This is a genomic window from Paenibacillus sp. FSL H8-0457 (assembly GCF_038051935.1).
Lineage (GTDB): Bacteria > Bacillota > Bacilli > Paenibacillales > Paenibacillaceae > Paenibacillus_AQ > Paenibacillus_AQ lautus_A.
In genome coordinates, this window is sequence record NZ_CP150293.1 from 2,799,982 (window position 1) to 2,812,767 (window position 12,786).

General features: G+C 51.4%; 12 protein-coding genes. 11 read left to right on the forward strand and 1 reads right to left on the reverse strand.

The window, feature by feature from the left end:
• Positions 1 to 101: 101 nt before the first annotated feature.
• The 6 genes from MHI43_RS12520 (at position 102) to mobB (ending at position 4,629) form a co-directional block, all read left to right on the forward strand.
• Complete coding sequence (locus MHI43_RS12520; protein ID WP_009589445.1) at positions 102 to 770, forward strand: PspA/IM30 family protein; 669 nt, start codon at positions 102 to 104, stop codon at positions 768 to 770.
• Positions 771 to 969: 199 nt separating this feature from the next.
• Positions 970 to 1,374 carry a DUF350 domain-containing protein gene (locus tag MHI43_RS12525; RefSeq protein WP_009589371.1) on the forward strand — a complete coding sequence of 135 codons (405 nt, stop codon included), beginning with the start codon at positions 970 to 972 and terminating at the stop codon, positions 1,372 to 1,374.
• Between the two features lie 31 nt (positions 1,375 to 1,405).
• The gene (locus tag MHI43_RS12530; RefSeq protein WP_009589430.1) at positions 1,406 to 1,912 is read left to right on the forward strand and encodes a DUF4178 domain-containing protein; all 507 of its coding nucleotides are present in this window, start codon (positions 1,406 to 1,408) and stop codon (positions 1,910 to 1,912) included.
• 10 nt (positions 1,913 to 1,922) lie between these two features.
• Positions 1,923 to 2,654, forward strand: a complete 732-nt coding sequence (locus tag MHI43_RS12535; protein WP_015734720.1) for a DUF4247 domain-containing protein — start codon at positions 1,923 to 1,925, stop codon at positions 2,652 to 2,654.
• A 185-nt stretch (positions 2,655 to 2,839) separates the two neighbouring features.
• Positions 2,840 to 4,129, forward strand: coding sequence for a gephyrin-like molybdotransferase Glp (glp, locus tag MHI43_RS12540; RefSeq protein ID WP_036665359.1), 1,290 nt, complete (start codon positions 2,840 to 2,842; stop codon positions 4,127 to 4,129).
• Positions 4,126 to 4,629, forward strand: a complete 504-nt coding sequence (mobB, locus tag MHI43_RS12545; protein WP_036665358.1) for a molybdopterin-guanine dinucleotide biosynthesis protein B — start codon at positions 4,126 to 4,128, stop codon at positions 4,627 to 4,629. Before glp ends, mobB begins: the two co-directional genes overlap by 4 nt.
• A gap of 10 nt (positions 4,630 to 4,639) precedes the next feature.
• On the opposite strand, the gene xerS is transcribed toward mobB, so the two are convergent.
• Positions 4,640 to 5,722, reverse strand: coding sequence for a tyrosine recombinase XerS (xerS, locus tag MHI43_RS12550; RefSeq protein WP_015734723.1), 1,083 nt, complete (start codon positions 5,720 to 5,722; stop codon positions 4,640 to 4,642).
• A 201-nt stretch (positions 5,723 to 5,923) separates the two neighbouring features.
• Between xerS and MHI43_RS12555 the strand changes: the two genes are divergently transcribed.
• From MHI43_RS12555 to MHI43_RS12575, 5 genes are all read left to right on the forward strand, one after another.
• The gene (locus MHI43_RS12555) at positions 5,924 to 6,427 is read left to right on the forward strand and encodes a GNAT family N-acetyltransferase (protein WP_015734724.1); all 504 of its coding nucleotides are present in this window, start codon (positions 5,924 to 5,926) and stop codon (positions 6,425 to 6,427) included.
• A gap of 81 nt (positions 6,428 to 6,508) precedes the next feature.
• Entirely contained in the window at positions 6,509 to 7,282 is a 774-nt protein-coding gene (locus tag MHI43_RS12560) for a glucose 1-dehydrogenase (RefSeq protein WP_036665353.1), read from the forward strand.
• Between the two features lie 124 nt (positions 7,283 to 7,406).
• A complete protein-coding gene (locus tag MHI43_RS12565) occupies positions 7,407 to 8,294 on the forward strand; it encodes an aldo/keto reductase (protein ID WP_036665351.1) in 888 nt (295 codons plus the stop codon).
• 385 nt (positions 8,295 to 8,679) lie between these two features.
• Positions 8,680 to 11,151: a cellulase family glycosylhydrolase gene (locus tag MHI43_RS12570; RefSeq protein WP_235201885.1), complete on the forward strand. Its 2,472-nt coding sequence runs from the start codon at positions 8,680 to 8,682 to the stop codon at positions 11,149 to 11,151.
• A 229-nt stretch (positions 11,152 to 11,380) separates the two neighbouring features.
• Positions 11,381 to 12,733 (forward strand): FAD-dependent oxidoreductase, encoded by a 1,353-nt coding sequence (locus MHI43_RS12575; protein ID WP_036665347.1) that lies wholly within the window; start codon positions 11,381 to 11,383, stop codon positions 12,731 to 12,733.
• Positions 12,734 to 12,786: the final 53 nt, after the last annotated feature.

The following is a 12,786-nucleotide window of genomic DNA, read 5'->3' on the forward strand; positions in this document are numbered from 1 at the left end:
TTTAACAACCTCTAAAAAAATTTTGAAACCGTTTGGGATCATGCAACGTAAATATTTAACATATACCAGTATTTTAAAGCGAAAGCGAGAGGAAGAGAACGATGTCCATATTTAAAAGATTGCGTGACTTGACCATGTCCAATATTAACGCCATTATCGACAAGGCTGAAGACCCGATCAAGATGACGGACCAGTACATCCGCGATATGACCGAAGACCTTGAGGATGCCGAGAAGGCGGTAGCGGCCCAAATCGCCATCGAGAAACGCTTCAAAGCCCTTTATGAAGAGCAAGCTGCTCTCGTGGAAAAACGCACGCAGCAGGCTCATACGGCAGCGCAGGCGCAAAACGTTGAACTTGCCCGTCGTGCGCTGGAAGAGAAGAAGGCAGCTGAAGCCAAGCGCGACGAGTACAAAGCAAGCTACGATCAGAACAAGCTGGCAGCCGACAACCTGCGCGGCAAGCTGGAGGAAATGCGCAAGCAGCTTACAGCGATGAAGAACAAGCGCGAGACGCTGGTTGCCCGTTATAATGCGGCTAAAGCGCAAACCGAGATCAACAAAGCAATGAACGGTTTCGGGTCTGACACGGCTTCGGCCGGGTTGAAGCGGATGGAAGAAAAGATGCTGGCCATGGAAGCGCGTGCCGAAGCAAGCAACGAAATGTCGACGCGCGAGAAATCCCTCGATGAAGAGTTCGAGAACCTCGGCAAGGACAAAGCCGTTGAGGATGAGCTTGCAGCCTTGATGAAGCAATACGAGAACAAGTAATCCGGGTCTGGTGGTCTGACAGGTAAATAGTATCGATGGCGAGGGAGACGCAGCAGGGCTGAATACTACTGTGCTTCTCCTTCGCTTTTGTTTGATACCGGATATATACGGGACTACCCCTTTAAGTTTGTCTATCTTCGATTGAAGCAGTCGGATCAGGGCAAGTTGATATGTATGTTGAATGTGTGGAGGCTTAGAGATGGATTTTGATATGATCTTGCGTGTATTGCTTTGGACGGCTGTCGGCGGGCTGCTGTTGTTTGTATTGATGTTCGTGGATTCCCTGTTCACGAAATATAACGATCTTGAAGAAGTGAAAGCGGGTAACATGGCGGTAACCACAAGGCTGATCCTCAAGCTGGTCGCCCAAGGGTATATTTTATCCGTGTCGATCGGAACGTCCTATCACCTTCTGGAGGCGATTGTGGTATCGGTCGTTTCGTTTATCATATTGTTTGTTCTCGAAGCGTTGACAGAGCTCATGCTGCGCAATTTTGGCAAGCTGAACCTGGATAAGGGAACCCGCGAGGGCAAAACCGGTTACGGTTTGTTTGCAGGATCGCTGCATGTGGTCGGAGCGTTAATTATTACCGCTTGCTTATAGAACGCATAATGGAGATAGGGGATTAGGAAAGATGAGTATGTGGAAAAGAATCAGCAATTTATTTAGCAAGCCCGAGCCGCCAAAGGTAGAGAAGAGCATGCTGCAGCTGGCTCCGGGCGATATTTGCGAAGTGTCTCTGGTTACTTACGAAGTCACGGGCCGCGTGCACAATCGAGGCCGCAACGCGGTCGTCCTGACGCTTCAGGATGGCAGCACCATTGCTTATCTTCACATCGAAGAACGCGAGACGGTTCAATATGCACTCTATGCGCCCATCGATGGACGCCTGGATTCGCCGGATGAGGTGCCGTCCATCATCGATCTGGACGATCATGTGTTTCATTTGGAAGAGGAATACGGTGGACATGTTTCGATATCCGGCCGTACCGCGTTTATGCAAAGCGGGGAGCAGCACGTATGGCAGTACCAATCGGATGATTACAAGCTGCTGCGAATCGAATGGCAGAATGGACGGTTTATGCTCTATGAAGGCGAGAAAGTGATACCGGGGGACGTAAGGGTTATCCGGGCGACTTAGGAGTGGTGGCATGAAGGAACGCTCTTTTTTATCTGTAAAAATCATACTGGTACTGAGTCTGTTCGTATCTTTATTAAGCGGATGCGGAGCGCCGAATATCAAGGACACGTATCCGCTGGAGTCCGTCAATCGGGACGGAAATGCAACATCCTACGTGTATCGGGCAGCTGATAAAAGCGTTCCCGAAGTGGCGAGCGAGCTCATGGCGGCGAATACGCCGGATCAATCTTCTCCTGAGGATACGGAGCGGATGTTTTTGGTCTATGGCGATGAGTATTACCATTTGCAGCAGGATCCCCAGAAGCCGGCCGATACGCTGATCGAAATCGATTCCAAGGAATATGTTCAGCGTAATTACGATTCCAGTTTCCTGCAGGGATACTTGACCGCCGTCCTTATCGGGAATTTGTTTGATTCGATGGGCGGCGGGGGCTATCGCGGCTATACCAGCAAAGATGTGTATAAACCGGCTCAAGGGAACTATAAAAAGCCGACAAGCCAAGATAAGAAGATCGCTCCGCCGTTGACGGTTGACCGGAGCGGGAAAATTACACGGCGCGGTCAGGATACGGTCGGCACGGGCGGAAGCCTGTTCAGACGGAATCCGGATTCGAGCGGTGACCGCGGCTCGATCAAACGCGGCGAAAGCGGCGGAAGTTTGTTCGATTCGCCGAAGAAATCGTACAAGAAGCCCAAGACCCGGATCGGATCCGGTAAGATTTCCCGAAGGGGCCGAAGGTAAAACAATACGTTTCATGCGCATGGTCTAAGGCCATGCGTTTTTTAATGTTTCGAAACGAAAATATACAACCGTCAGATACGTACAAGCGATTTCTTGGAGATCAGCCGCTCGGTTTGAAGATTGCTCAGAATGTAGTACAGTAAGATTATCAGTCTGGGATATAGTCAGAAAGCGAGGAATGCGTTGTGAAAGATCATGAACCGATATCGCCCAAGAAACCAAACCATAAATTCGATCGGCGTGCACTACAGGTATCAGACGCGCAAGCGTTAGCTACTTCTTATGCGGATTGCGGCCAGGAGGAGCTCATTTCGCTGCAGGACAGCGATGGCCGGGTGCTTGCATCCGATGTCGTCGCTCCCCACCCGTTCCCGGCTTTTGCCCGTTCGGGCATGGACGGTTATGCGGTGTCGTCAGCGGATTTGGCGCCATGCGATCAGGGGGAAAAGGTTTGGCTTGAGGTCGTCGACCATATCCCGTGCGGATATGTCTCCTCCGTGCCGATCGTACAAGGCAAGACTTCCCGTATCATGACGGGCGCCCAGGTGCCCGAAGGCGCGGACGCTGTCGTGATGCTTGAAGCGACGGAGCTTCGCGTGGAGGATGGCGTAACCTATGTAGGCTTTAAGCGTTCCATCGAGAAGGGAAAGAATATTACCCCTCTCGGGTTCGAACTCCAGGAAGGCGATATGATTCTCCGCCGAGGGACTCGCATCGGGCCGGGAGAGATTTCGGTTCTGGCTACGTTTGGCATACATAAGGTTGGAGTGTATCGTCAACCGGTCGTGGGGATCTTCGCGACGGGCACCGAGCTGCTCGACATAACCGAGCCGCTTGAGCCCGGTAAAATCCGTAACAGCAACACCTATATGCTTGCATCGCAAATTCGGGAAGCGGGCGGCGTTCCGGTGATCATGGAGGCCATTCCCGATCATATCGAGCTTGCCCGTCAGAAGGTGGAGGAAGCGCTCCGGGATTATGACATCGTGGTTACGACAGGCGGCGTCTCCGTAGGCGATTACGATATTATGGGAGAGCTGGTGACATCCGGCGGATTGGACATGCTGTTTAATAAAGTCACGATGCGTCCGGGCAGCGTGACAACCGCGGCGGTGAAGGAGGGGAAGCTGCTATTCGCGCTCTCCGGTAATCCGGGGGCATGCTTTGTCGGATTTCTGTTGTTTGTCAGACCTTCGATTCGAAAAATGATGGGCATGGAGCAGCTTTATTTAACCGAATGGACAGCCGAGCTGGGTTCGGATTATGCAAAGGTGAATAATTTTACCCGTTTTGTCAGGGGCAGCCTCCAAGCGGTAAACGGCAAACTTGTAGCCACGCCCGCCACCCTGGATGAATCAAGTGTCATGATCACGATCAAGGACAGCGACTGTTTGATTGTTATACCGCCAGAGCTGAGAGGAGCGGTTAAAGGCCAAGCCGTGCAGGTGCTCGTTCTTCCAGGGGTTTGGTCATGAAGGTCTTCCAGTTCTGCGGGTATAAGAACAGCGGCAAAACCACGCTCATTGCGGCTCTGATTCCGCAATTGAAACGACAGGGCATGAGGATAGCCGTCATCAAGCATGATGGGCATGGCTTTGATATGGACCGGGAAGGGACGGATACGTACAAATTCCGCGAGGCCGGAGCCGAGGGGATTGCCATTGCCTCGCCGGGCCGGACGGCCATGCTGAGGGAAACGGAGCTGGACCTCGATACGTTGATACATATGTACACTGATTATGACATGGTGCTGGTCGAAGGGTATAAGATGATGCCTTACCCAAAACTGGTACTGCTGCGGGGAATGGAGGACAGGGGGCTGCTGGATCAGGTCGAGGAGATCCGGGGAATCGTCGTGAATCCCGACATGCTAAAGGAACCGCCCGGCCTGCAGGAGATTCAGCATCGGCTGGCGGTTCCCTTGTTTACTTGGAATGAGGCGGAGCGGATCGCGTCGCTTATACTATCACTGTAAAAAACCATAATTACTCGTCGGAACGCCGCTCAATCGCCTCGGACATCGTCTTGTCCGTCAAATGGGCATACACTTCGGTCGTTTCGGTGGAAGCGTGCCCCAATTGTTCTTTCGTTTTATATATGTCATTTTGAAGATAGTAATCCGTTGCAAACGAGTGCCGCAGCTTGTGCACGGTCAGGGACGGCTTGCCAAAACGCTTGGCGTATTTGATGATCATTGCCTGAATCGCCCGTTTCGTCATGCGCTGTCCTTCATTCTGGCCGTTTCGCAGCGCGACGAAGAGAGCTTTTTCTTTTTTCGGCACCTTGTAGCGGGTCTGCCGCAGCTGCAGATAATGCTCGAGATCGTCTTTGGCCTGCGCCCGGAAGTAGACCGGGGTTTTAAAGGTTTCATCGTTATTGCCCTTACGATACACATGCAGCATTTTATTGTTCAGGTCGATGTCTGCAAGATTCAAGTTGACCACTTCGGATACGCGTAGACCGGAGTTTAGAATAAGGCTGGCAATGCAGGCATCTCGGACTTTGTTCTGTTCATGCGCGTATAGAGCCTGTTTGTTATTCTCCACATCGTGCCCGTATCCTTCGTGAATGTAAGTGATGAAATCCTGAAGCTCTTCTTCTTCCAATATTTTTCCTTTCAACTTGGCAGCCGTATCTTTGGGCTTGTGAATTCGTTTGATCTCCACTTTGGCCATGATGTTGCGTTTAAGGAGCGGGTAAAAATCCTCATCCTCCGCAATCTGGCTTAAATAATGGAACAGAGAGCGAAGCGATGACAGCTTGCGGGAAACCGTAATTCGGGAGTTGGTGCCTTCCCGGCGCGTGGTCAAATATAATCGGTAACCTGTGATGCTATCCATGCGAAGGGTCTCCAGCTCAAGCAGCGTCACGTCTCGGTTAGAGGCGGCTTGTGACAGCCCTTCCGACCGGAGCCAATTAAAAAACGTTTCATAGTCCCTTACATATTCGAGCAGCGTGGAGGGGGAGAGATCCGGAAGTTTGTAGTCGATAAATTGCTGCACAAACCAAGGCATGGCCGGCGCTTTCTCATCGAGCCTTGCGCGGTCGATATCTTTTTGTATATTCATGTTCCACCTCGAATGATTGTCTTTATAGCGTTAATCGCTGTCATTATATACTAGTGTAACATATGGAAAGTCCGTCGTGCTTAATGCCTCACACGATCGTCTCCTCGATCCGATGGTCGCTTGTGTTTCAACATAGACGGATACTATGATGAAGATGGGAAGCATTTAATATGATAGTGAAATGCCTAGGGAGGCGGCAGCATGATTTCAGAACGAGCGGAACGCATGGGAATTGAGCTGGTTCCCAAACGGAAGCAAGCCGTTATCGTAAACTTGATGCAACTGTACTTGTACGATTTTACTAAATATCTGGATATCTCGGTGAACGATCAAGGATTGTTTTTACCCTATCCCGATCTCGATGAGTTCTGGAAAAAGCGGGAACGGAAATATCCGTTTCTGATTACGTTTGATCAACGGCCGGCCGGTTTTGCCTTGATCGAGCGTATGGACAACGCTGCGGAAGCCGACTATTACATGACGGAATTTTTCGTTATGCAAAAATACAGACGTACGGGATTGGGGACTTGGGCGGCGACCTGGCTGTTCAATCAATTCCAGGGACGCTGGAAGGTGACGCAGGTCAGCAGCAATATACCGGCCCAGGCTTTCTGGCGAAAAGTCATCGAGTCCTATACGGGCGGGCGTTATGAGGAATACGTGGACCCGGTTCGTTTTAATCCTTCGCAATATTTCAATTCCTAGAATTGTTCCAGGGATTTGAAGGAACGGTCCATTGTTTGATTACAAAATTTGGTTACAGAACGATGCTTAGGAGTGATTCGGATGTATTTACCGAGCTTTCAGCTGGAAGGAAAAAAAGCTTTTGTTACAGGGGCGGGACGCGGGATCGGACGCGCCATCGCCATAGGATTGGCAGAGGCAGGCTGCGATGTCGGCTTGATGTCCCGAACCCGAAGCGATCTGGAGGAGACCGCGGGTCTGATTGCCGGCTTGAAGAAAGGTCAAGCCTATGTGCTGCCGGGCGATCTGACGATTCGGGAAGAGATGGAGGCGGCGATCCGCGAATTTGTGGACCAGGCGGGGCAAATCGATATATTGGTGAACAATGCCGGCATGAACATTCGTACACCGGCGCTGGAAGTGACCGATGACGAATGGGACTTAATCGTGCAGACCAATTTGAAATCGGCGTTTGTCGCATCTCAAACCGCTGCCCGTTATATGAAGGAGCAGGGGAATGGGAGAATCATCAACATTTCTTCCGTAGGCGGCCATACCGCCCTACGCACGGGCGTTGTCTATGGATCGACCAAGGCTGCTCTAATCCATATGACCAAGGTGCTGGCGATGGAGTGGGCGCAGTATGGAATCCAGGTCAACGCCGTCGGGCCTTGGTATTTCCGGACGCCGCTGACCGAGAAGCTGCTGAATGACGACACTTACATGCAGGCTATCCTGGACCGGACGCCGCTAAGACGCGTAGGAAACCTGGAAGAAGTGGTGGGGCCCGTCGTTTTCCTGGCTTCCGAAGCCGCCAATTACATGACCGGGCAGACGCTGCTGGTTGACGGAGGGCTTAGCATTTATGGATTTTGATAGGGGATTCTTTTCATGGATGCAGGTGCTTGAATCCTTTGGCAATTGTATCGGAACAAAGCTTTCAAGATTATCCATAACGGGTAATGTAGAATGGTAATCATAGGGAGGAGAGTGAAGGACGATGGAACGTAGAGCATTTGGGCGGACGGATATGCAGGTCAGTGTATTGGGATTCGGCGGTGCCGAGATCGGACAGTCGGATCAGAAGACGGTGGACCGGCTGCTGCACAGCGCGATTGACGCAGGCCTTAACATGATAGATACCGCGGAATGTTACGGCCATAGCGAGGAATTGATCGGCAAAGCGTTGTCGGGCCGCAGAGATGATTATTACCTGTTTACGAAATGCGGGCACGCTTCCGGACTGGACTACCCGGATTGGGATCCGGTGATGCTTGAGCAAAGCATTGACCGGAGCTTGAAACGGCTGCAGGTGGACCACGTTGATGTCATACACCTTCACAGCTGCTCTGAGGAAATTCTGCGGCAGGGCGCCGTGATCGAGGTGTTGAAAAAAGCAAAAGAGCAGGGGAAAACGCGGTATATCGGCTACAGCGGCGATTCGACGGATGCACTGTACGCCCTTCAAACCGGCGCATTCGACAGCTTTGAAACTTCGCTGAACATTGCGGACCAGGAGGCAATCGACCTCACGATTCCGCTTGCCATGAAGCAGGGAATAGGGGTTATTGCCAAACGTCCCGTAGCCAACGTAGCCTGGAAGCATGAAACATTAAGCGAACGGGACTATGCCTATCCTTACTGGGTTCGGCTCGGCGAGCTGAATTACGATTTCCTCTCTGACGTTCAGCAAGGCGTTGAGACGGCATTACGGTTCACCCTGAGCACGCCGGGCGTAGCGACCGCCATCGTGGGTACGGCAAATCCAAATCGGTGGGAGCAAAATGCTGCATTACTGGAAAAAGGGCAGCTGCCGGAGGAGGTTTACGAATCCATCCGCGGCCGCTGGAGAGAGGTTGCCGGATCCGACTGGGTGGGTAAGGTGTAGGTGTTTAAAAAGAGCTGTCGAGATCTCTCGGCAGCTCTTTTTCGCGGACAGGAGTGGTTGTCGATATGTATTGGGCCAGGTAAGATACAGCATAACGGAAGAACAGTTATTTGTATCTATTGATATGGACACGAACAACCAGTTAGTTTAAGGGGTTCCCCAATAGCTGCATTCCGAAAAAGTCATCAGCGGAACAGTACAAGTCATGAACGTAACCTAACAACTTTGCGCAAGTGTCCCTATAATTTAGATCAACAACAAAAATGATACCGCTTACATTGAGGGGCATTTTTTGTTCAAATCTAAGTAGGGGCAGGAGGAATGGAGAAGAATGCGAAGACATTGGATTTCTGTCATGCTTGTATGTTTGTTTATGTTGGGAGGAATGGATCGTGTAGGTATAACCGCCGCAGCGGATGGCGTACCGTCAAGAGAATGGAACTTTATCACGCGCAGCGGGGATCGATTGATGGATGGCGAGAAGGAGTTCCGATTCATATCCATGAACGGCTCTAATCTCACGTATATGCCAGCACCCGAATGGCATCGCCCTGATCCTTGGGAACAGGAGGATGTATTTAGATCGTTACAGCAAATGGGTGGCACAGTAGTCAGGCTGTATACGTTCACGATCAAAGGGGGAACTGCCAATGGGGATCAGCCAAGTCATGTAACTGGCTTAAGGCAGTATAATGAGGATTATTTCCGGGACCTGGACCATGTGCTGAGACTGGCAAATGAGTATCATATCCGCGTCATTATTCCTTTTATCGATACATGGGAGCATGTCGGAGGGATTAAACAGTTTGCAGGTTTTCGAGGGAAGACCGCCGGGGAGTTCTACACCGATCCCGAATTGAAGGAAGATTATAAACACCTGGTTAGCTATGTGCTGAACAGGACGAATACTTATACCGGCATCAAATATAAAGACGACAAAGCCATCCTTGCTTGGGAAACCGGAAATGAGTTATACCCGACGGACGCTTGGACACAGGAGATGAGTGCTTATATAAAAAGCATGGACTCTAATCACATTGTAATGGATGGACGGTACGGTATCAGTCAGGCTTCCCTTGAGGATCCCAATGTGGATATCGTATCCAATCATTATTATGAGAGCGGAGGAGCGGATTATGCGCTGCGTGCTGCTGCGGACCGAAACTTGAGTTTGGGTAAAAAAGCGTTTGTTATCGGGGAGTTTGGACACTCGAACAGGACAAATCTCACCCGAACGGCTGATGAGGCGATCGCTAACGGTACATCCGGAGCCTTGTTATGGACGTTGAAGTCTCACAACAAGGACGGCGGCTTTTACAACAAAGAAGGAGATTTCCGTTGGCCGGGCTTTCCATCGGGTGAAACCTATGACGAAAAGGCAATTATGTCCATGATTCGCGAAAAAGCCCATGAAATCCGCGGACTGCCGGTCCCGCCGATGCCAGTACCTGACGCACCTCAGCTACTGCCGATCGAATCGGTGCTTGGCATCGCCTGGAGAGGATCTGCGGGAGCGGAATCCTATCAATTCGAAAGAGCAGAACACCTGGATGGGCCATGGACCATCATAGGCACTCAGGTACTGGATAGTGATATTCCGTTTCGTCCTTTCCAAGATACGACGGCTGCGGAAGGAATGAATTATTATTATCGGGTAAAAGGGATGAACGGAGCCGGAATCTCGGAGCCTTCGAATGTCGTTGGCCCCATTACCGCCTCTTCCGTTCCACCGGTACCGGATCAGCCGATGTGGATACCTTTTACCTCAGTTGCTTCCATGACCTGGTACCCGGTAAAGTGGGCTGAATCGTATGATATCGAACGGGCTGAAGCGCCAAACGGACCTTGGTCGGTGGTTGGGGCGGATCTCGCGGTAGCAGATCAACCGTTCAAGGATGCGTCCGCAAGCAGCGGCATACCGTACTATTACCGAATTACGGCCAAAAACACGGGCGGTGCCTCGGAGCCGTCTGAAATATTCGGACCGATAACCGTCCGCAACATAGCCCAGCTCGCAGCTTTGACTGTGGATTCAACCAACGGATCTAACGTTAAGGAATATGCCGTTGATGGAAATCTATCCACCCGCTGGTTGTCTCAAGGGCAGGAAGAGAGCCATTTTATTGAAATGGAATGGACGGTTCCGCAAAAACTCAACTACTTAAAAATTTGGAGTGGAGCCGCGAGCGGTGAACAATGGCATATCCGTGATTTTAGCGTAGATTACTGGGACGGAACCGTATGGGTGCCGGTGGCATCCGTTGTCGATAATGACAAGGACGGCTTTTATGGCGAGTATAATGATATGCACTTCGAAACAGTTCAAACGACAGCCTTGCGCTTAAATATTACGAAGCCTTCATGGCAAGGGATACCGGTGAATCCGAATGATAAAATCGCCAGGGTTATGGACATGGAGACAGGCTACAACGACGACACGGCACCGAAGGAAGTGAATGGCGCGGCGGTAGTGGAAGGGGACGGCCAGCTGACCTTATACTGGACGGATCCGGAGGATGACGATTTCGCCCAAGTCGTCGTTTTGGAAGAAGGTGCAGCCGAAGCTGAAGCGGTTCATGTAGGCAAAGGCGTACAAACCGTTACAATAAACGGGCTCGTGAATGGAACGGAATACGCGTATCGGATCCGAACGGTGGATGAGGCGGGGAATAAGTCTCCCGGCGTGACGGTGTTAGGTACGCCGGTAGCCGATCGTCCGGGTAACAGCTGCCCAGGCGGCGAGAAACCTGATAGAGGCAAGCCGAATTACAGTCAAACAAACCTCGGGAGTAAACCCAAGGACAAACCTGACAAGGATAAACCGTGTAAAGATAAACCCGGGCGCGTTCTCACATAAAAGGAAACTAAGTATCATCGAATTTGGATGAGAGTGTTCGTTAAAGAGCTGTTTTCGCAGGTTCCTGCCTGTGAATTAGCTCTTTTTTTATTTAAAGCCAATGAAAAGGTCATGATCCGAACAGTGAATGTCATCAGCGTGTGCTAATCATGACCGCCATTGGGATCTAAAATGTAGGTATACCCGAATGGATCGGGCCATTTCGAGTTTACCACTGGAGGATCTAAACATGACAACGAAAAGAACATGGACGCTGCCGCCGGAAGAACTGCCTATCATGAACCAGGTTGATGTCGTCGTCGTCGGAGGAGGGCCGACCGGCATTGCCGCTGCCATCGCTGCCGCCAATAATGGAGCAAATACTTTGCTGATTGAGCAAAGGGGATTTCTAGGAGGTATGGGCACGACGGCACTGGTACCTGCCTTTTGTCCTTTTACCGACCATGAGAAGCCTGTCATTCGCGGTATCGGGCTCGAGCTGATGGAGCGAATGAAAGCGAATTGCAAACCTTCTTATATCACGGAATATAAAGAACAGCTGGATTGGGTTCCGATTGACGTTGAGGTATTGAAGCGGGTGTACGATGAAGCGCTGCTTGAGAGCGGAGCCAAGGTTCTGTTCCATACATTTGTTGGACAGCTGGTCATGAATCCGGGGGGGCATGGCGTGAACGGTCTGGTGCTTCTGAATAAGTCCGGAAGATCGATCGTCGAGGCCAAGTACGTCATTGATGCCACAGGTGACGCCGATATTGCGGCGCTGGCCGGCGCTCCGTTTCAGAAAGGCGGGGATGCCGGCGAGCTGCAGCCGGGGACGATGTGCTACCTGTTAACCAACGTGAACCGGGAGCGCTTCAGGCAATATATGAGGGATAGGGGTGACACCGGACAAATCCCGCAAGCGGTTCAGCTGGCGCAGAGCAACGGCGATCTTCCTCCCGGCCGGAAGGAAGTCTCTGGCTTTGCCTGGGTGTCGGATTACTTGGTTGGGGTCAACTTCGGGCATGTGTTCGGCGTAGACGGAACGAAGGCGGAAGATCTCACGAAGGCTGCGGTAGAAGGCAGAAAGCTGGTCAACATTCAGGTCGAATTTCTGCGGAAGTATGTACCCGGATTTGAAGACGCCCATTTGGTCAGCACAGGCGAGCAAATCGGCATACGTGAAACCCGCCGCATCGTCGGTGACTACATGCTGGTTCAGGATGACTTTATATCCATGCGAAGCTTTGAAGACGACATTGCAAGAAATGCTTATTTTATTGATATCCATATGGCTACCAGCAAAGAAAACATGGAAATACACCATCTTCCCCCCGGTCGGTCGCATGGGGTTCCATACCGCTCCCTTCTTCCGCAAGGTTTGGCAAATGTGTGGGTTGCGGGACGGGCCGCCTCCGCTGACCGAGTCGTACAGGGCTCGCTTCGGGTGATGCCCAACTGCTTTGCAATGGGGCAGGCAGCGGGAACAGCCGCGGCCATCTGTGCAATGACGGGCAGTACATCCCGGGAGGTCGATATCAAACAATTGCAGCGTCTTCTCATCGAGCAAGGGGCCTGGCTGGGCGAGCTTGCTGAAGTTTAGGCGGAAGCGAGTCCATTTTTTATCATAGCGACAAGACAACAGAAGAGAGGTGA